This window comes from Larkinella ripae, from assembly GCF_054780775.1.
Genome location: NZ_BAAGVR010000023.1, coordinates 107,851 through 128,421 on the forward strand (window position 1 = coordinate 107,851; position 20,571 = coordinate 128,421).

Below are 20,571 nucleotides of genomic sequence, written 5' to 3' on the forward strand. Positions count from 1 at the left end.
TCAGTGGATTGGCAAACTGATGATAAACTCAGAACCTTCGCCGGGGCAACTCTGGACCGTCAGCGTGCCCCGGTGGCCTTTTGTAATGATGTCGTAGGAAAGAGACAAACCGAGTCCGGTGCCTTGTCCGGTGGGTTTAGTTGTGAAAAACGGCTGAAACAAATTCGGCAGAATGGCGCTGTCAATGTCGGTTCCGTTATCCGAAATCCAAAGTTCGACCAGTCCGTTTTGCTGGCTGGTTCGGATCGTTACGGTCGGTTGGTAGGGGGCGTCGGCGCGTTTTTGCTTTTCAAAAACCGCATAAAACGCGTTGTCGAACAGGTTGAGTAAAACCCGGCCTATTTCCTGCGGAACTACCGGTACCTCGGCCAATGACGGATCCAAGCGGCTGACTAGCTCCGTCTGGAACGCTTTGTTTTTTGCCCGAAAACCGTTGTAGGCCAGTCGCAGGTGTTCTTCGGTAAGGGCGTTCAGGTTCGTTGCCTGCCGTTCTCCGTCGTAGGATCGGGAGTGCTCCAGCATGCCTTTTACGATGCCCGACGCCCTTTGGCCGTGGTGCGTAATTTTTCGGAGATTGTCATCCAGATACCCCAGCAGTTCCGTCAAAACCGGGTCCGGCGGCTCGTGCTGATTCAATTCCTCCCGCATTTCTAGAATCAGTTCCGTGGATACATCGGAGAAATTAGTGACAAAATTCAGCGGATTCTGGATCTCGTGGGCAATGCCGGCCGTTAGGCTGCCGAGCGAAGCCAGTTTTTCCGACTGAATCAACTGGGCCTGAGTCGCTTTCAGTTGGATAAGCGCCTGCTCCAGTTCTTCTTTTTGTTCCTGAATAATGGCGGTCCGTTCCATCACCAGCCGCTCCAATTCGGCTTTTTGGACTTCACTGGCTTTCAGCATGCGCTCGTTCTCCAACTGCTCCAATCGTTCCAGTTCAATGGTTTTCCGTTGCCGGTAGGCCAGATAGGCAAAGGCCACCAGCCAGAGAACCGAAATTCCGAAGCCAAGCGCAATGTAAAGCCAGAAGTCACCCGAATCGTTTCCGTTCGTCAGCGTGACCAGCACAATCATTGCGGCAAAGCAGAAAATACTCGGCAAAAGAGCCACCAGGAGCGTGAGGGAAGGGCGGTAATTGCGGGCCAGAATAAGCGTCAGAACCACCACGCCGGTAAGGCAGAGGAAATACCAGTCGTCGGCCTTGTATTGCTGCGGGGGCGAAAAGAGCAGGTCGTAAAGAACGAATGCAAAGGCCGAAAGCCAATACCGGCGCAGCCACGGATCCCAGCGCGGCAGGCGAACCTTGGTGTTGATAAACCGACGGAGAAGAGCGATGACGCCCTGACCCATCAGGGCGCTGATCATCACCGGAATGAGCAGGCTGGTAAGAATCTTCATATCGTTCCGCTTCAAGCAACTGGAACCTGAATCCGGGTTCAAATTGGTCCAAAATAGGAAAGATCAATACCAGATGCAACTAGTGGTGGCTTGGGCGCCGGTCAATTGGGGCTTCCGGTCGGTTTTGTTCGCAAGGAAAACTATTGCACGTGCCGCGAGGCCATCTGGTGTTTCGCCAGCATTTTTTTCAGATCCTCCGCCCAACCGGCGTATTTCTCCCCGTCTTTGGTGTCGTACCCGTTTTTGATAAGGCCGTCGGCTTCTTCGATGGCCTGATCGGGCCGGTCGAGGTAGTAATTCAGGATCATCAGGTTGTAAAAAGCCGAGTACCGCATTTTCTGGTTGCGTTTGTCCGAGCCGGGGTATTTGGTTTTCAATTCCTGAAAATAGTCCATAACCGGCTGAAGGTCACGCGCCAGCTGGTCGATGGGCTGCGTGGCCGTCATTCGTTTCGACAGTTCCTTAATGGCTTTGATGGCTTCCTGCTGAATCGGAAACTCGGGATGGCTTTTGGAATCCAGAATCCACAGGAATTCCCGCGTCTGGGTCGGCACGTAACCGTACCAGCGGTTGGCGTCTTCGTTAACCCGGACGAGGGCGTCGTTGACGTATTTCGTGATCAGATCCGTGCGGATGGTTTGCTGATTTTGCTCGATATACCGGCGGGCGTCGGCCAGATTTTTGTATTCGATGGTCGTGTACGATAGCTCATACGGAAACGATCCGCTCGTGGTCACGCTTTTGGCGGGGTCGGCCGCCGATGCGGTTTGCAAAAACCGGTTGGTCTGCAACTCCTGCGCTTTCGCTTTTTCCTTGCGGGTCAATGATTTTTCATCGACGCGCGTGCCGAGAATTTTGTAGTTCCCGCTGAAACTGTAGCGCACCGTCAGGGTATAGTAGTCGGTTTTGCTGGTCACCTTGCCGTCTTTGTCTTTTTTCTCGTCGGTACGCACCCGGGTTTCGCTTTTCTCAAACCGGACGTTGCCAAACTCGATCTGAATGCCGACCGCCGGATTATTTTCAACGCGCTGAAAGCCCGACAAACCGATCTTTTCGTAAATCGCTCCGTCCGGAACGGCCGACGCCACCGAGGGCGAACTCATCACCCGGACCCCAAACGTGCGTTGATCGGCGGGCGTGTATTCCTTGGGCAGGATCAAAAATCCGGCGTCGAAATAAAACCGGTCGAGGTCGACTTTCTGGGCTTGAACCCGCAGGCTGGCCGAAACCAGGGCAACCGTTAAGAAGGCGTAAATCAGTTTCATACCCCAAAGGTATGGAATGCAGGGGCAGAAAAATGTGAACTATTTACCAAGTGGAAAAGTGGCTGGTTGAATTGTGAAAAACCGGGGTTTGACCGAAACTTGCGCCGGTGGCATTGGACACTTGCCGCATTTCGTTTAACTTCAAACCCGCAACCGTAGCGCGTGTTGACCCAATCCTCAAACTTTGACGCCATCCCAATGAGCCTAAAAACCCGCATTCAACTCTCGGTCATGATGTTCCTCCTTTTTTCGGTTTGGGGGGCCTGGTATGGACAGATGAGTAAGTATCTTTTCAAGCAACTGAACGCCACCGGCGACCAGGTAGGAAACGCCTACACGGCCTTCTCGCTGGCGATGCTGGTTGCGCCGTTTTTCGTCGGTTTGATTGCCGACCGGTATTTTGCCGCCCAGAAAGTGCTCGGGGTGCTGAACCTGCTGGGAGCCGCCATTCTGTATTTTGTGATCCAGGAAAACAACCCGGATCAATTTTTCTGGCTGATTTTAGCCTACTGCCTGACGTTTGCGCCTTCGATGTCGCTGACCACTTCCATTGCAATGCAGCACATGAACAATCCGGAGAAGGAGTTTCCGGGCATTCGGGTGTTGGGAACGGTAGCCTGGATTGTGGTTACCAACATTGTCGGTTTTTTAGGGGTTGGCGATCAGGCGACTATTTTCCAGATTGCCATGTATGTGGCGCTGGTATTAGGGGTGTTTGCTTTTACGCTGCCCGACACCCCGCCCAAACCCAGTGCGAACGTCACGGTGGGGCAAATTCTGGGCGTCGATGCCTTCAAAATGCTGAAGGACCGGTCGTTTGCCATTTTCTTTCTTTCTTCGGTTTTAATCTGCATCCCGCTGTCGTTTTATTACGCGATGGCCAATCCGTCGGTGACCGATGCCTACAAGGCTGCGTACCCGAATGCGGACCCCTCTAGTTTTAAGATTGAGAACATCATGTCGCTGGGGCAGGCTTCCGAGTTTTTCTTTATGCTGTTAATTCCGCTGGCGTTCAGTCGGTTGGGCGTTAAATACATGCTGGTGGTCGGGCTGGTGGCCTGGATCATCCGGTTTTTACTGTTTGGCTACGGCGATGCGGGTTCGGGCGAATGGATGTTTTACATTGCCTTCGTGCTGCACGGGGTCTGCTACGATTTCTTCTTCGTAACCGGCCAGATTTACACTGATAACAAAGCGGGGGCACGCATCAAGTCATCAGCGCAGGGCCTGATCACGCTGGCGACCTACGGCATCGGGATGGGCATTGGCTCCAAACTGTCCGGGATTGTGGCCGATATGTACACCACGGGTGGACAGGTGAACTGGACCTCCGTGTGGCTGGTTCCGGCGGGCATTGCGGCCGTGGTGCTGGTGCTGTTCGTGCTGCTGTTTAACGACCGGAAAAAAACCGTACCCGCTGAAGATGAACTGGTAACGGGTCCATTGTAAAAACCGGGTTTGTCAAAAATCAAAAAGGATGCCGCGAAATGGTGTCCTTTTTGCGTTTTAAGGGAAATACCGTTGTTTGGGATATGGAAAAGAAACGGATTACGGTTTTTCAGAATTTAAACGAGCCGTACGAATACCAGCTTGCCGACGGTTTGAAAGACACACCGGGAGAACGGTATGTAAAATTTTTCCGGATGTAGGCCCGGTTGTGGAACCTGAAAGGGTTTCCAGACTGGAAAAGAAAATAACCACCCAACCGCGTTCATGGATTTAGAGAACGAAAATTTTCGGTTGCGGGCAATTCTATTGATGACTATTTGAAACAGAACCAATAAAAAAGGCTACGTTGCTCCACCAAAGGGTAGCTACGTAGCCCGTTCAAAAAACCGTATTGGTTTGCTTAATCCGTGGTAAAAACCGCAGTATCCAGGCCCAGCACCTCGCTGGTGTTCCGGCGAATTTCTTCGGTTAGCTGGGGATTTTTCGCCAGCGACTGGCCGTACGACGGAATCATCTGCTTCAGCTTCGTCTGCCATTCTTCCGACGCCATTTTGTCTTTGAAACAGCGGTTCATCAGATCGATCATGATCGAAACCGCCGTCGATGCGCCCGGCGATGCGCCCAGCAGGGCGGCAATGCTGCCGTCGGCGGCACTGACGACTTCCGTGCCAAATTCGAGTACCCCGCCTTCTTCCTCGTCTTTCTTGATGACCTGCACGCGCTGGCCCGCAATTTCCAAATCCCAGTCTTCCATTTTAGCGTTCGGGAAATACTCGCGCAAGGCCGCCAGCCGGTCTTCCGGCGACTGCATCACCTGCTCAATGAGGTAGCGGGTCAGCGGAATGTTGTGCAGCCCGGCCATCAACATCGGGGCCAGATTGGTCATCTGGATCGACTTCGGTAAATCCATGTACGACCCGTGTTTCAGAAATTTGGTCGAAAAACCGGCATACGGGCCAAACAGTAATTCTTTCTGGTCGCCAATCATGCGGGTGTCGAGGTGGGGAACCGACATGGGGGGCGCGCCCACGGAAGCTTTGCCATAGACTTTGGCTGCGTGCCGCTCGACGACCTCGCGGTTCGTGCATTTCAGCCACTGGCCGCTCACCGGAAAACCGCCGTAGCCCCGGCTTTCGGGAATGTCCGATTTTTCGAGCAACCGAAGCGAACCGCCCCCGGCACCGATGAACAGAAACTTGGACTGCACGTCGCGAATCTGCCCGGTGGTCACGTTTTCCACCCGGATTTTCCAGCCGCCCAGGCTTTTCGAGCGCCAGAGATCGCGGACATCGTGGGCGAAGTGGATTTTGACGCCTTTCATGTTGTAAAGCCGGTAGAACATGGCTCGGGTCAGCGCGCCAAAGTTCACATCCGTGCCGATGTCCATCCGGGTCGCGGCCACTTTTTCACCCGGTTTCCGGCCTTCCATCACCAGCGGAATCCATTTTTCGAGCGTTTTCGGATCTTCGGAATACAACATTCCGTGGAAGAGGTGGTTTTTCTGGAGGGCTTCGTACCGTTTCCGCAAATAGTCCACGTTGTTGTCGCCCCAGACAAAGCTCATGTGCGGAATGGTTCGGATGAAATCGGGGGCATCGTGCAGAAAATTCTGTTGAATCAGGTACGCCCAGAATTGCTTGGAAATCTCGAATGATTCGGCAATTTTGACGGCTTTACTCGTTTCAATCGTGCCGTCCGGGAGTTCGGGTGTATAGTTGAGTTCGCAGAAAGCCGAATGGCCAGTTCCGGCATTGTTCCAGGCATCGGAGCTTTCGGCGGCAGCGTCATCGAGCCGCTCAAAAATTTCGATGGTCAGGTCGGGTTGCAGTTCTTTCAGCAGCACGCCCAGGGTGGCGCTCATGATACCAGCCCCGATCAAAACGACGTCGGGCGTGCTGGATACGACTTTATTACGTGTTGGCATGGGAAGACGGTAGCAATGGGTTGAATTCTTGGAAAAGTTACAATGTACGGTGTAAAGTTGTTCCAAAAAGTTAGCATAGCGAACAAAGTCTTCGATAAATCAAACTAGTTCGCGGATAAATGGAAACAGGATTCCCCTACGGTTTTCCCAGGATTTTCTCCAGACACTTCACTGTAATCAGGTAGGTCGGTTTGACGCCCAGCGTACCCAGACTCCCGGATGCCAGCGTGGCGCCGGTCAGCAGGGGATTGTCGGACGCGTAGTAGGCGTACCGGATTTTAATGCCGGGCCGGACGCTGCCCCGGATTTTGGCGTGCGACTGGATGGCTTTCTGGTAATGAGCGCCTTCCATTTCCAGTCCCACGGCTTTCCAGGACGAATTTTTGAAGTACGACAGAATGTCTTTGTTCTGGAGCGAGGTGCCCAGCACCGTAATCATCGCACCCTCGTATACGTCGATGCCAAAACCGCTAAAATCGGCTGCGGAAAAATCGTTTTCGAGCGGATAATTGTCGGCGGTGCCTTCAAAAATGTGCGCGGTCGGAATCATCAGGTCGCCTTTGTCGCCCGTCAGAATTCCGGCTTTGCCCATGATCGAGATGGAAGCCACGTTCAGCTCGCAGGGTTCGCGTTCCTGACGGTCATACGGTTTTAGCAACTCGTCCATCGTTTCAAACGCCTGCTCGCCAAACGCATAATCCATCACCAGCAGCAGCGGTTTTTCGGACTGGATAAAAACCGGGTCGTGCGCCAGTTCAGAAGACAATCCGGATGCGTCGATCTGGGCCGTGTCGATCAGCTGCACCAGCAGGTTGGTGCCGCCGGGATCTTCCAGTTCGTGCAAACCGTGGGCGCGGGCGTAGCTGTCCACCTGCCGGCGAAGTTCCTGCTGGGCGGGCTGACTAAGTTTGTAGGCCAGATCGAACAGGTTGTCCCAGGAGGTGGCCTCGGCCAGGGCCGCCGGCGCGTAGAGGCAGTTGACCACACTGTGCGGATTGGCGCTGATGATGTGGACCGGGCGATCCGGCCAGCCTTTTTCCGCAATGAACTGCTTGATGCGGGTGGCCCAGCGTTCGCCGTACAGGTGCTGCCCTACGCGCTCGCGTAGCATGGGCGTAAAGTTAATTTCGCGGTCGACGTTTTTCTCCTGAATTTCCCGGACCGACACGCGGCCGAGTCCGTAGACGATCTGGAACAGCCCGTTGTTGGTTCCGGCGGTTTCTTCAAACCGGTAATAGGCCTGCTGAGTTTCCTCGAACGTCCGGCCCAACATCGAACTCAGGTACATCAGCGCCAGTTCGCGTTCGTCTTCCTGCACCGTGCCGCCCGATTGAATGATCGCTTCCAGCTTTTCCCACTCCCGGAGTTTGTTGCCGCGTTCCAGAAAAACGTTGCGCCGGATTTTGTCGGCTTCCATGAACATGAAGGTCAGGTGGGTCAGAATGTCGTAGATTTCGCTGCGACCGTTCGTGACTTCAATCACCATCTGCTCGTCATCGACCCGGTAACAGTTCCGCCGGCGCTTGGCCGGCACCAACACCGGAAACCGGGAATGTTCGAACCCCTCCCGCGACACCAGCGTAATGACCCGGCAGGCTTCGATGCCTTTGGGCAAACGATCCATGACGTACACCAGACCGTCGAGTTCGACCCGTTGCGGATCGTTGACCGACCCGTAGATTTCGGGTCGGAGTGTCAGCAGAGCCTGCCGGATTTCCTCACCCGAAACCCCGGACGGTTTATAAAATCCCCGGTTGAAGAGGTGCCGCATCGTAATATAGAGCCGTTCGATGGCCAGGCGGGATTCCTGGGCGCGGGTCAACGGGGGCGAAAAGTCGGTGTGCATCGGACGTATGGAAAAGTTCTGCAAGTTAAATGTTCCGTCCATCCGCTTTTTCAAAATTCGTTTTATTTGACGGATCGAGACGTTACCTTGTGGCTTTATCACCTGAAAATGAAAAGTAAACTCCCTTTTTATCTGAAACGCTTTGGTTTCGTGAGAGGATTAAATCTCTATTTTTTGTTGAAATCGAAGCGAAAACGACTGGTGCGGATTGAGATTCCGCAGGCCCGACACCCCATTTACCTCCGGTTAGGAACCTCCGACCGCAAGGTGTTCAATAACATATTTGTCTACGGCGAATACGATGCCGTCGAGCTGGGATTCAGCCCGAAAAGTTTTCTCGATGGCGGGGGCAACATCGGCCTGGCAGCCGTTTATTTTGCCAATCGTTACCCCCAGATGCAGGTCCTTTCCGTCGAACCGGAAACCGAAAACTTCAAAATCCTGCAACAGAACATTGCGCCCTACCAAACGATCCGGGCCGTAAAAGCCGGGTTGTGGTCGCGCCCGGCTTACCTGGAAATCCGGGACACGGGTGGGGGCGAGTGGGGCTTTGTGGTAGAAGAAACCGAGTCGCCGGGGGCGGGAGCGGTCCGGGCCGAATCCATCGACGGCCTGATGCGGCAGCAGGGCGGAAAACCGTTCGATGTCGTCAAGCTCGATATTGAAGGCAGCGAGTCGGAAGTGTTCCGCTCCAATACCGCATCGTGGCTGCCCGGCGTCCGGGCGCTGATCGTCGAACTGCACGAATGGATGAAACCGGGTAGTTCGGCCAGTTTTGTGACGGCGACCTCGGCTTTCGAGTATCGCAAAGCCACGGCGGGCGAGTACGTCGTTTACACGCGTCAGGACCTGACTGACTGATTTCCAATGCTCTGTCTTTATTTTCCGCTCGACCCGGGATGGTTTTCTTTTTTTGCCGTAATTTTGTAAACTGCAAGAAACCCTATGAGCAGTTAACTATGTTTACACTTCGACACATGATCCAATCGGCTGCGCTGCTGGCGGCTTTGAGCCCGGCACTCCTGGCGCAGCCCTCTCCTGAAAAAGTAAAGATGAGCGAAAATCCGCTGTTGCAACCGTTCAAGACACCGCACGAAACGGTGCCCTTTAACCAGCTTAAAAACGAGTATTACCTGCCTGCCCTGAAAGAAGCCATGACGATGGGCCGCAAGGAAATCGATGCCATTGTGAACAATCCGGCGGCCCCGACGTTTGAGAACACCGTTGTCGCCCTCGAACAGGCCGGGGAGATGCTGAGCCGCGTGTCGTCGGTGATGTTTAACCTGAACAGCGCCGAAACCAGCCCCGAACTGCAGAAAATTGTACGGGAAGCCTCGCCTTTGCTGACCGATTACGGCAACGATATTACGCTGAACGAAAAGCTCTTCAAGCGGATTAAAACCGTGTATGATCAGCGCAGCAAACTGAAGCTGGACGGTGAAGACCGGATGCTGCTCGAAAAATCGTACAAGAGCTTTTCCCGGAATGGCGCCAACCTGAAAGAGGCCGATAAAGATAAATTCCGGACCATCAACAAAGATCTGTCACAGGCGTCGTTGCAGTTTGGCGAAAATGTGCTGAACGAAACCAACGAGTACGTGATGGAAATCACGGATGAAAAAGACCTGGCCGGTTTGCCGGATTTCGCCCGTGAAGCCGCCAAAGCTACCGCCAAACAAAAAGGCAAAACCGGCTGGGTATTTACGCTGCAAGCCCCGAGTTACCAGCCCTTTATGACCTACGCCGACAACCGGGACCTGCGCAAGAAACTGTTCATTGCCTACAATTCACGCGGTTTTCACAGCGATAAGAACGACAACCAGCAGTTGATCGGCAAGATGGTGCAACTGCGGTATGACCGCGCGAAACTGCTGGGCTACAAAACCCACGCCGATTTTATTCTGGAAGAGAGCATGGCCGGTTCGCCGGAAAAAGTAAAGCAGTTTCTGAGCGAGCTGGCCGGTTATGCCAAACCCGTCGCCGAAAGACAACTGACCGAACTGACCAACTATGCGAAGGAACACGGTTTTAAAGACGAACGGCTGGAGCGCTGGGATTTTGGCTATTTTTCCGAAAAACTGAAAAAAGAGAAGTACGCCCTGGACGACGAAATTCTGAAACCGTACTTCAAACTGGAGAACGTGATTGATGGCGCTTTCACGGTGGCCAACAAACTTTACGGCCTGACGTTCAAGGAGCGGAAAGACATTCCGGTGTACAATCCGGAAGTGAAAACCTACGACGTGTTCGATCAGGAAGGCAAGTTTCTGGCGGTTTTTTACGGCGATTATTTTCCCCGGGAAGGCAAACGCAGTGGCGCCTGGATGAACGACATCCAGGGTCAGAAGGTTGAAAAAGGGGTGAACATTCGCCCGCACGTGGTCAACGTCTGCAACTTTACGCGCCCCACCGAAACCAAACCGTCGCTGCTGACTTTTAACGAGGTCGTCACGCTGTTCCACGAATTTGGGCACGGTTTGCACGGGATGCTGGCCAACAGCAAGTACGAGAGCCTGTCGGGCACGAGCGTTTATCGCGATTTTGTGGAACTGCCGTCGCAGGTGATGGAAAACTGGTGCTATGATCCGGAAGCGCTGAAACTGTTTGCGAAACATTACCAAACCGGGGAAGTCATTCCAAATGATCTGATCGAGAAAATCCGGGCCAGCCAGAATTTCATGGCCGGGATGTCGAACCTGACGCAATTGCGGTACGGTTTGGTGGATATGTACTGGCACGGCAACTCCCCGAACGGCGAAACCGTCGAGCAGGTGGAGTCAAAAGTCGATTCGCTGGTGAACCTGTTCCCGCGGGTGCCCGGAACGGCCTTTAGTCCGGCTTTCTCCCACATTTTTGCGGGCGGGTATTCGGCTGGGTACTATAGCTACAAATGGTCGGAAGTGCTCGATGCCGACGCCTTTGAGTTCTTCAAGGAAAAAGGATTGTCGAACCGCGAAGTGGCCGATAAATTCCGGAAGAATGTCCTGGAAAAAGGCGGAACGGAAAAACCGATGGAGCTGTACAAGAAGTTTCGGGGCCGTGAGCCGTCACCGCAAGCCATGCTTCGCCGGAGCGGCTTGACGCTTTAAAAAGAGTTGTTTCGCAGCGTTAAGCGGAGAAAAAAGAGTTAAACAGAGTTTTTCTCTGATTCGCTCTGCTGTCCTCCGCTTAACGCTGCGAAACATTTTTTACTTCACCTACTTCGTACTCAGCCGATTCGACGCGGCAATCAGGAGCATCATCAGGCCAAATCCCAAAAGCGGGAAGGCCGGAAGCCGGGCGGTGACGGCATTTAGGGATAACCGATCCCGTGTTTTGATGTAAATCGCCAGGGCAACCAGCGTTCCACAGAGCGCAATGGCCAGCAAACCTTTCCCCGCATACAATTCCGGCCACAGAAAAGTACTCGCTAACGCATCGTAAATACCGTACAGAACAGCCATGCAGTCAATGGCGATACCGATTCTGAATAGAGATTTCATCTGGATATGGGTTGTTGAGTTGACAATTACAGGATGATTAACGGCGGTTCCTGGTGTGGAATAACGCAATGAAATACCGGATTTTGACCGGGTTTTGCCAGACCCAATCAACAACTGGCGGTTTTCGGTGCATAAGTTGCGGGAACCGGAAATAAGTGGCGACGGGCCGCCGGAATCCGCTTTAACAAACTTTAACGCTCTGAATGGGCGTCAAGCGGGGTTTATTTTGTTAATTTTGCTGAAATATCCGTTCGGCTAAGGCTGTTACCCCATGCAAACCATCAAAGGAACCGAATCTAATGTTATTTCCGAGGCACCCTCGTCCTCATCCATGCTCTCGTATAATCGCTTAAATAATATTGTCGGCTGGTTGCTGTTTGCCGTGGCGCTGTTCACCTACACCACGACGGTCGAACGGACGGCCAGTTTCTGGGATTGTGGTGAGTTTATTGCCTGTGCCTACAAGCTTCAGGTGCCGCACCCGCCGGGGGCGCCGTTTTTTTTGCTGACGGGCCGCCTTTTTTCCTTACTGGCTTTTGGCGATGTAACGCAGGTTGCCTACTGGATCAACATGATGTCGGTGCTGGCGAGTGCGTTTTCCATCCTGTTCCTGTTCTGGACCATCACGATGCTGGGCCGCAAGCTGATTGGCAAACAATTTGGCGACCTGACCCAATCCGAAATCTGGGCGGTGGTTGGCGCCGGAGCCGTCGGCGCGTTAACCTACACCTTTTCGGATACGTTCTGGTTCTCGGCGGTTGAAGCCGAAGTATACGGGATGTCGTCTTTCTTTACAGCCATCGTCGTTTGGGCCGCTTTTCGCTGGGAATTGATCGAAGACGAAGCCGCGGCCAACCGCTGGCTGATCTTCATTGCTTACCTGACGGGTCTCTCCATCGGGGTTCACTTGCTGAACCTGGTAACGCTGCCCGCGATGGCGCTGATTTATTACTTCAAGAAAAATCAGAAACCGAACTTTCGGGGCGGTTTTATTTCCTTCCTCGTCGGGATGGTGATTCTGGGCATCATCAACTCCGGAATCATCCCCGGTTTGCCGACGGCTGCTTTCGCCGTTGAGCGGTTTTTTGTGAACACCTTCGGCTTGCCCTACACCACCGGTATTTACGTGTTTGCCGCCCTCTTCATCGGAGCGCTCGTTTACGGAATCATCTGGTCGTCACGGAAAAACCGCCCGGTTTTGAACACCGCCCTGCTGGGGCTGGCTTTCGTTCTGATCGGTTACGCTTCCTACATTCAGGTCCTGATCCGGTCGGATTTCAACACACCGATTAACGAAAACAACCCGAGCGATGTCGTCAATTTCGTGTCGTATCTCAAGCGCGAACAATACGGCAGCCGGTCGCTGAGCTACGGGCCGTTGTTCTTTTCGCGCCCTGTTGATCAGAAAAAAGGCGCTCCGCAGTACGAAAAGCGCGATGGCAAGTACGTGGTGTTCGATCACATGCCCGAATACATCTACGACAGCGACAAGCAGATGCTGTTTCCGCGGATTTACAGCAATCAGCCGGGCCACCCGCAGTTGTATTCCAACATGCTGAACATTCCGCTCGACCAGCAGGGGCAACCCACGCGAAAAGTGACGATGGGGGACAATCTGCAATTCTTTTTCCAGTACCAGCTGGGCCACATGTACTGGCGGTATCTGATGTGGAATTTTGCCGGTCGCGCGGGCGATCAGGAGGGCTCGGGTTATCTGCTGCCCTGGTCGGGCGACGACGGTGTTCCTGACCTGATCAAGAACAACAAAGCCCGTGATAATTTCTACATGCTGCCGTTCCTGCTCGGCTTGTTCGGCCTGGTGATTCAGTATTTCCGGCGGCCGAAAGATCTGTTGATTGTCGGGATGCTGTTCTTCTTTACCGGTATTGCCCTGCAAATCTTCCTGAACTCGCCCCCCTCCGAACCGCGCGAACGGGATTATATCTACGTGGGTTCGTTTTATTTCTTTGCCATCTGGGTGGGTCTGGGGGTCATTGCGCTGGTGGACGGTTTGTCGGCGTATCTGAAAAGCGACAAAATGCGTACGGGTCTGGTTGTGGGCTTGTGTCTGCTCGTGCCGGTGATGATGGGGGCCAAAAGCTGGGATAACCACGACCGTTCCAACCGCTATCATTCCGTCGATTTTGCCAAAAACCTCCTGAACTCCTGCGCTCCGAACGCCATTCTGTTTGTGGGTGGCGACAACGATACGTTCCCGCTGTGGTATGCCCAGGAAGTGGAAGGCTTCCGGACCGACGTGCGGGTTTGTAATCTGAGTTTGCTGGGTACGGAATGGTACATTCAGCAGATGAAACGCAAAACCTACGAATCGGAGGCCCTGCCGATCTCGCTTGAATTTGCCCAGTTCAACAAAGGGAAGAACGACGTGATTCCGTTCTACGAAGTTCCGGCGGTGAAAAACGGCATCAATCTGAAAGAATACATCGGCCTGGTAAAACAGAACAACGCGGCCATTCAGGTGCCCCTGACCACCGGCGAAATGACGAATATTCTGCCCTCGCAGACGTTTTTCCTGCCTGTTAACAAAGCCGAAGTGCAGAAACTAGGGTTTGTGCCGGCGAAATTTTTACCGATGCTGAAAGACACGCTGGTCTGGAATTATGGCAAGCAGGATATCTACAAACCGGATCTGGTGATGCTGGATATTATCGCCAGCAACAACTGGAAACGGCCGGTGTATTTCTCCACGACGCTGGGCCAATCGAATTACCTGAACCTGAAAGATCACATGCAACTGGAAGGCTATGCGTATCGTCTGATGCCGTTGCAGGTGCCGGGTGCGTCCGACGGTTTTGTGAATTCGGAGGTAATGTACAACACCATGATGAAGAAAACCTTCTGGCGGGAAATGAACAACCCGGATTCGTACTACGATGATACGTACCGGGGTTCGCCGGTTATTTCGGCCCGGATTGCGTTCCTGCGGCTGGCGGATCAACTGATGCGCGAAGGCAAAAACGCGCAGGCTAAAGAAGTGATCCAGCAATCGTTGAAAGTGATTCCGGACAAAAGCATTCCGTACGACCAGATTTCGACCAATTACATCCGGATTCTGCTGGAAATTGGTGATGTGAAAACCGCCCAGGAAATTGCCGATGTGGTGGCTGCGCGGGCCGACCAAAGCCTGACCTACATCAAAAAAACCGGTGGAGGCAGCAATGACGCCAACTTTGATTTGTATAACCTGCAAACCATCGTGAATGCGTTCCGCGAAACGAAGCAGGAAAATCTGGCGAAGAAATACGATGCCATCTTCCAGAAACATTTGAACGCCCTGGGTTAAGCCTAGAAATTTCCGGCGGTTTTTTTAGCCGCCGGAAGTGACGAACCATCAACCATTTAAGCGTATGATCACGTTGCTGTGTTGTGCGGTGCTCAGTGTGAATGTTGCGGCTGACAGCCTGCGTATTCCGAAAAATCTGCCCGAACTTCCGGGTGTGCAGAAGAAGAACGAAGTGGAGGTGATGCCCAACGCAAAACCGTCCACCCGCCCGAACATGCCGGTTCACAGGCACGATGAGCGTGCGGTTGTTCCGATCCCGAATTCGGCTTCGCACATGCGCTCGTATCAGCTACCCCTGGAAAAACCGGCCCCCGCAGATTCGACGAAACGGAAAAATAGCGACTAACAACAAAGCCCGGCCATCTGGCCGGGCTTTGTTGTTAGTCGCTATCTAAACGGGATCAGTGGAAAAAGTCCTTCATTTTGTCGAAAAAGCCTTTTTCATTCTTACCCGGTTTGGGCTGAAAATTCGGGGAATTCCGCAACCGCTCCAGCGTGCTGCGTTCGTCCGAACTCAGGTTTTTAGGCGTCCAGATGTTGATGTGAATGAGTTGATCACCCCGGCCGTAGCCGTTCAGTTCCTTGATTCCCTTGCCTTTCAGCCGGAGGATTTTGCCGCCCTGCGTGCCCGGTTCGAGGGTAATGCGCGCCCGGCCGTCGATGGTGGGCACTTCAACCGACGTTCCTAAAGCCGCATCAACAAAGTTGACGTGCAGATCGAACACCACGTTGTTGCCGTCGCGTTTCAGGTTGTCATCTTCCTCTTCTTCCACCACGATCAGCAGATCGCCCGCTACCCCACCGCGGGGCGGAACGTTGCCTTTGCCGGTCACCGAGAGCTGAATGCCTTCGGCAACTCCCGCCGGAATTTTAATTGGAATCACGTCTTCCTGCAACAGACGGCCTTCGCCGAAACAGGTGTCACAGCGTTCGGTGACCATTTTCCCTTCGCCGTTACAGGACGGGCAGGTACTGGTCGAAACCATCTGGCCCAGCATCGTATTGACCACTTTCCGAACCTGACCGGAACCGTTGCAACTCGTACAGGTGGTGACCGCCGTCCCGTTTTTGGATCCGTTGCCGCCACAGGTCGTACAGGAAACGTGCCGCTTTACTTTAATCTTTTTTTCAACCCCGTTGGCAATCTCCTGCAGATTCAGCTTTAATTTGATGCGCAGGTCCGAGCCCCGCCGGACGCGCCGGCCCTGCTGCTGACCACCCCGGCCGAAGAAACTGCCGAACGGGCTGTCATCGCCGAAAATGTCGCCAAATTGGGAGAAAATATCGTCCATCGACTGGGCACCTCCGCCCGCGCCGTTCATGCCTGCGTGGCCAAACTGGTCGTAGCGCGCCTTTTTCTGGGGATCGCTCAACACGTCGTAGGCTTCGGCGGCTTCTTTGAATTTGTCCTCGGCGGTGGGGTCATCCGGGTTTTTGTCGGGGTGATACTTGATCGCCATCTTCCGGTAAGCTTTCTTGACGTCTTCCGGTGAAGCGGTTTTTCCTACCCCTAATACTTCATAATAATCTCGTTTCGTAGCCATGTAGTCGTTCGTTAAAAACGATGAAACTGAATAGGCTGCCTTCGGTACCGCGCAGCCCATTCAGTCCGGTCATCGTATCATATCGGTTTCGTTCAGGAGCCCAGAATTACTTTCGCAAACCGGATCACTTTGTCATTCAGGAGGTACCCTTTCTCCGTTTCGTCAATCACTTTTCCCTTCAAATCGTCGCTGGGGGCGGGAAATTGCGTAATGGCCTCGTGCAAATCCGGGTTAAAAACCTGGCCGACCGACTCCATCGACTTGACGCCTTTGGCTTCCAGAATCTTATAAAATTTATTGAAAATCAGCTTAACGCCTTCTTTCAGCGCATCGACATCCGAGGTGGTTTCCGCCGATTTCAGCGCCCGCTCAAAATCGTCGAGCACGGGCAGCAAAGCCACCAGCAGGCCTTCGTTGGCGTTCGAGATTAAGTCAATTTTTTCTTTGGCCGTGCGCCGGCGGAAGTTTTCAAAATCGGCGTATAACCGCAGGTATTTATCTTTCAGATCGTAAAGTTCGACGGTTACTTTGTCAAATTCAGACAGGGCGTCCGGTTCTCCGGCCGGCTCATTTACGGTTTCTTCCGACGTATTGTCAGGTTGAACCGCCTGATCCGAAGGGGACTCGTTGACGGTATTGTCAGGTTGTTGTGTAGTTTCCGGTTCTTCGTTGTTCAAAGATTCTTTATTTTCCATACGCTTGGTTGTATTTCTTCGCCACCACATAGTGCTTTAAAAGTTGCAAATTAGTTGCCAATTTTCAGAATACTGACAAGATGACATTTTTATTCGAAAAACCGGCCGCTTACCTTTGACCTAAAACGCTGAACGTGACAGCCTGCGTTCGGGTTATCGTCAGGAATGGAACGTGGCTAACTGAAGGCGATGCTTGAAAAAATTCAAAAACGCACCCAAATGATCAAGTCCAGAGCCGCAGCCCTGGGCTTCGATTTCTGCGGGGTTTCCCGGGCCGACTTTCTGGAAGAGGAAGCGCCCCGGCTGGAAGCGTGGCTCAACCAAAACCGGCACGGGCAGATGGGGTATATGGCCAACCATTTCGACAAACGACTTGATCCCCGTCTGCTGGTCGATGGGGCCAAGTCCGTGGTGACGGTTTTGCTGAATTATTACCCCGAAAAAACCGTGGCGCAGGAAGAAAACGGTTACAAAATCTCCAAGTATGCGTACGGAACGGATTACCATTTTGTCATCAAGGACAAACTGAAGGACCTGCTGGCCTTCATTTACGAGGAAATCGGCGAGGTGGGCGGACGGGTTTTTGTGGATTCGGCTCCCGTTATGGACAAAGCCTGGGCGAAACGCAGCGGTTTGGGCTGGGTGGGTAAACACACCAACCTGATCACCCGCGAGATGGGCAGTTTTGTTTTCATCGGCGAACTGATTCTGGATCTGGAGCTGGAACCCGACGGCCCGGTGGCCGACTACTGCGGCACCTGCACCCGCTGCGTCGATGCCTGCCCGACCGACGCCATTACCGAACCGTACGTGGTAGACGGCAGTAAATGCATCTCGTATTTTACCATTGAACTCAAAGATGCCATTCCGGATGAGGTGAAAGGCAAGTTTGACAACTGGATTTTCGGCTGTGACATCTGCCAGGATGTGTGTCCCTGGAACCGGTTTTCGCGCCCTCACCAGACGCCCGCTTTCGATCCCAACCCGGCGCTGGCCGAACTGACCAAATCCGATTGGGAAGAAATCACGCAGGATATTTTTGGGGAAATCTTCCGCCGGTCGGCCGTCAAACGAACGAAGCTGGAAGGGTTGAAACGCAATATCTCGTTTGTGAAAATGGAAAGCGAGCTGCCTACAACCCCGAAATGGGGTGATCCTGCATGACCCTGGATGCAAGCCGGAGCTGGCGAGATGTCCACACCCTGATGCCCCACGGAGCGATCCACAGTCAACCGCGGAGGGGTTGCGTTCGTCTCCCTCCCCGGATTGCATCCGGGGTTATAGACGGTCAACCCCTTCAGGGGTTGGGGGGCGGGTTACTTTAGGGGCAGGGATAGCGCCACGGTTTGCTGGTTTCGGATGACGGTAACGCCTAATTGCCCCGTCCAGTTGACCTGCTGCTGAATCGCCACCAGCCGACCGACGTTGGGCGCTTCTTCCTGACTGGCCGTTCGGATTACGTCGCCGGTTTTTAGTCCGGCTTTTTCCAGCGGACTTCCGGGCGGTATGTCTACTACAATGATGCCTTTTTCATCCGGTAAACCAAAGGCCGAGCGGTCACCCAGGCCGCGTACGTTGCGGATGGAAGCCCCCAGCCAGATCAGTTCCTGCACGGATTCTTCAAAGCGGGCGTCGAGCAGCGTCGGTAGTTTGGGCGAACGGGCCATGGCACGCAAGGCAGGTTTCTGAACTCCAAATTCGTGCATGGGAAAATTTTGAAAACCGGTTTTTAACGCCGGACTGCCGGCCTTCACCCGGTAATCTCCCCGTTCCGGTTGAACAAAAACCGGGTTGCCAAACTGGCTGTGGCCGTCCGTACCGTTCTTTTGGGCGGCTTGCCGGGCGGTTTGGTCCAGAAAAAGATTGTGATCCATTTCCTGGCCCCAGTCCGTGATGCCGATGGGGGCGTAGGGCCGCATGACAATGTTTTTGCGGAACACGTCTCCGCTGTTTTTGAACCAGACGTGGGGATGAAACGAGTTGTTAATCAAGATGTTGTTTTCGGCGATCCGGTGAAAGCCTTCCCGGAACTTCAGCCCGCCGTTGAGCAGCACATTGTTGTAGATGTGGTAATTGCTGCTGCCGTCGTCCAAGTCAATGTCCCAGCCGTGGTCGCAGCGAAACCGGTTGTTGCGAATCACGGTCGTCTGCTGCGCGTCCAGCGAAATCAGTTCGGGATGAACTGCCACCAGGCTGTCCATCGTCCTGCGGTTGGGATGCCAGAACCGGTCGCGACCCCAGGAATTAAACGCGCCGTGATCGCCGGTTTCCAGCACCGTGTCGAACACATCGTTGAACTCCAGCAAATGCCCGCCCCAGGTGCCGTCGCCAATGTTGATTCCGGCCCTCGGCACCGCGTAAATCGTGTTATGCCGAACAACAATGCCCGCAGCCAGTGCAATTTCGACGCCCCCCGACTGTTTTTCCACTTGCCCAATGTGGTGAATGAGGTTGTTGGCAGCCACGCATTCCGCCGGATAGCGGTTGTTTTTCGGACCCGGTTTCAGGTCCATCTGCCCGTAAGGCACAAATTGTTCGTACCGAAACGCGGGTGAACGCACCGCCGACGAATCGCCCACAAAACTGATGGCGCTGGCACCGATGGCGTGAAAATGGCATCCTTCGACTACCAATTTTCGGTTGTAACGACTCAGCATCACCGCGTTGCCGCCCAAATCCGTAAATTCACAACCTTCGATTCGGCAGCTTTCGGTAGATTCCAGATAGACCGCTGCGCCCCGATACAGCATCCAGTCGCTGCGCAGAAGCGGCTCATACGGCTCCATGAACGTGCGTTCGGCCTGAACAAACCGAATGCCGCGCAGGGTGACTTGTTGCAGGGGGGTGGCTGCCGAGCCCTTCAGCTCCAGCACCGATTTCAGGTTGGAAACTTCAACGGTGGCGGTTTGCGGATCGGTTCCTTTCGGCGGAATCAGCGACAGAATCCGGGCGGTTTTGTCGTAAAACCATTCGCCGGGCGCGTCCAGTTCTTCAGCAATGTTCTCAACAAACCGCTCTGTCGGGTGCATGGGGGCCGGGCGGTTGTTCTGCCAGCCGCCTTCCTGTTGAAGCTGAGCACCCGATTTGCCCGTAATTCGGAAGTGAAAGTCCCCCCATTCGCCCTGATGCAGCGCATGAATATAACCGCCCTCCGGATTTTGCCACCGGCTGATCCGCGCTTCGCTCAGGGCGTCGGCTGCGGTGCCGTTGAAGACGCGGGCGTTGGCATCAAAATTCGGATACCGCGCCAGAATCTGTTTTTTGCCGTTCAGGAATACCTGTTCAAACGGCGGACCATCGACGAGGGCCGTCCAGATTCCGTTGCGGGTTTTCTGCCAGCGCAGGGCCAGCTTCCGGCCACCACTGAGGGTTACGCTTTCATTCGGGAAAGGACTGATGAGCAGGGGTTTTTCGCCGGTTTTGTCCGGGGTGATCGACACGGTTTCGGGCAGGTAATAGGTGCCTGTCCGCAGGAGAATCTGTGCGGTTTTTTGCGGGGCGGTTTTGACCTTTTCGACGGCTTTACTGAGGCTGGCCAACGGCAGGGCCATGGTGCCGGGATTGGTGTCTTTTCCGTTGGGGGCGATGTAAAACCGGGTTTGAGCCTGAACGCGGAAAGCCGCGAAGATGACGAGCAACACCAATCCGTTTAGTTTCATCGCGTGAC

14 protein-coding genes are annotated in these 20,571 nt (G+C 53.9%); 6 read left to right on the forward strand and 8 right to left on the reverse strand.

The window, feature by feature from the left end; translation table 11 throughout:
• Both ACYVHX_RS17905 and ACYVHX_RS17910 read right to left on the reverse strand, forming a co-directional pair.
• On the reverse strand, positions 1-1,395 hold the full coding sequence (locus tag ACYVHX_RS17905) for a sensor histidine kinase (RefSeq protein ID WP_460673044.1): 1,395 nt from the start codon (positions 1,393-1,395) through the stop codon (positions 1-3).
• Positions 1,396-1,535: 140 nt separating this feature from the next.
• The gene (locus ACYVHX_RS17910; RefSeq protein WP_460673045.1) at positions 1,536-2,660 is read right to left on the reverse strand and encodes a hypothetical protein; all 1,125 of its coding nucleotides are present in this window, start codon (positions 2,658-2,660) and stop codon (positions 1,536-1,538) included.
• A gap of 198 nt (positions 2,661-2,858) precedes the next feature.
• Here ACYVHX_RS17910 and ACYVHX_RS17915 point away from each other — a divergent pair, with 198 nt between their 5' ends.
• Complete coding sequence (locus tag ACYVHX_RS17915) at positions 2,859-4,109, forward strand: MFS transporter (protein ID WP_460673046.1); 1,251 nt, start codon at positions 2,859-2,861, stop codon at positions 4,107-4,109.
• Between the two features lie 400 nt (positions 4,110-4,509).
• Here ACYVHX_RS17915 and ACYVHX_RS17920 read toward each other — a convergent pair whose 3' ends face one another.
• Positions 4,510-6,033 carry a malate:quinone oxidoreductase gene (locus ACYVHX_RS17920; RefSeq protein WP_460673047.1) on the reverse strand — a complete coding sequence of 508 codons (1,524 nt, stop codon included), beginning with the start codon at positions 6,031-6,033 and terminating at the stop codon, positions 4,510-4,512.
• Positions 6,034-6,169: 136 nt separating this feature from the next.
• The gene (locus ACYVHX_RS17925; RefSeq protein ID WP_460673048.1) at positions 6,170-7,879 is read right to left on the reverse strand and encodes a DUF6909 family protein; all 1,710 of its coding nucleotides are present in this window, start codon (positions 7,877-7,879) and stop codon (positions 6,170-6,172) included.
• Between the two features lie 108 nt (positions 7,880-7,987).
• Here ACYVHX_RS17925 and ACYVHX_RS17930 point away from each other — a divergent pair, with 108 nt between their 5' ends.
• Both ACYVHX_RS17930 and ACYVHX_RS17935 read left to right on the forward strand, forming a co-directional pair.
• Positions 7,988-8,740 carry an FkbM family methyltransferase gene (locus ACYVHX_RS17930; protein ID WP_460673049.1) on the forward strand — a complete coding sequence of 251 codons (753 nt, stop codon included), beginning with the start codon at positions 7,988-7,990 and terminating at the stop codon, positions 8,738-8,740.
• A 191-nt stretch (positions 8,741-8,931) separates the two neighbouring features.
• Positions 8,932-10,968, forward strand: coding sequence for a M3 family metallopeptidase (locus ACYVHX_RS17935; protein WP_460673198.1), 2,037 nt, complete (start codon positions 8,932-8,934; stop codon positions 10,966-10,968).
• Positions 10,969-11,076: 108 nt separating this feature from the next.
• Here the strand turns inward: ACYVHX_RS17935 and ACYVHX_RS17940 are convergent, their stop codons facing one another.
• Positions 11,077-11,361 carry a hypothetical protein gene (locus tag ACYVHX_RS17940; protein ID WP_460673050.1) on the reverse strand — a complete coding sequence of 95 codons (285 nt, stop codon included), beginning with the start codon at positions 11,359-11,361 and terminating at the stop codon, positions 11,077-11,079.
• Between the two features lie 331 nt (positions 11,362-11,692).
• On the opposite strand from ACYVHX_RS17940, the gene ACYVHX_RS17945 reads away from it, so the two are divergent.
• Both ACYVHX_RS17945 and ACYVHX_RS17950 read left to right on the forward strand, forming a co-directional pair.
• Positions 11,693-14,665: a glycosyltransferase family 117 protein gene (locus ACYVHX_RS17945; RefSeq protein WP_460673199.1), complete on the forward strand. Its 2,973-nt coding sequence runs from the start codon at positions 11,693-11,695 to the stop codon at positions 14,663-14,665.
• A 64-nt stretch (positions 14,666-14,729) separates the two neighbouring features.
• Positions 14,730-15,011, forward strand: coding sequence for a hypothetical protein (locus ACYVHX_RS17950; protein WP_460673051.1), 282 nt, complete (start codon positions 14,730-14,732; stop codon positions 15,009-15,011).
• A 55-nt stretch (positions 15,012-15,066) separates the two neighbouring features.
• Here ACYVHX_RS17950 and dnaJ read toward each other — a convergent pair whose 3' ends face one another.
• Both dnaJ and ACYVHX_RS17960 read right to left on the reverse strand, forming a co-directional pair.
• A complete protein-coding gene (gene dnaJ / locus ACYVHX_RS17955) occupies positions 15,067-16,209 on the reverse strand; it encodes a molecular chaperone DnaJ (protein WP_460673052.1) in 1,143 nt (380 codons plus the stop codon).
• A gap of 92 nt (positions 16,210-16,301) precedes the next feature.
• Positions 16,302-16,904 carry a nucleotide exchange factor GrpE gene (locus ACYVHX_RS17960; RefSeq protein ID WP_460673053.1) on the reverse strand — a complete coding sequence of 201 codons (603 nt, stop codon included), beginning with the start codon at positions 16,902-16,904 and terminating at the stop codon, positions 16,302-16,304.
• Positions 16,905-17,123: 219 nt separating this feature from the next.
• Between ACYVHX_RS17960 and queG the strand changes: the two genes are divergently transcribed.
• Positions 17,124-18,068 carry a tRNA epoxyqueuosine(34) reductase QueG gene (gene queG, locus ACYVHX_RS17965; protein WP_460673054.1) on the forward strand — a complete coding sequence of 315 codons (945 nt, stop codon included), beginning with the start codon at positions 17,124-17,126 and terminating at the stop codon, positions 18,066-18,068.
• Positions 18,069-18,220: 152 nt separating this feature from the next.
• Here queG and ACYVHX_RS17970 read toward each other — a convergent pair whose 3' ends face one another.
• A complete protein-coding gene (locus ACYVHX_RS17970; RefSeq protein ID WP_460673055.1) occupies positions 18,221-20,563 on the reverse strand; it encodes a right-handed parallel beta-helix repeat-containing protein in 2,343 nt (780 codons plus the stop codon).
• Between the last annotated feature and the right edge of the window lie 8 nt (positions 20,564-20,571).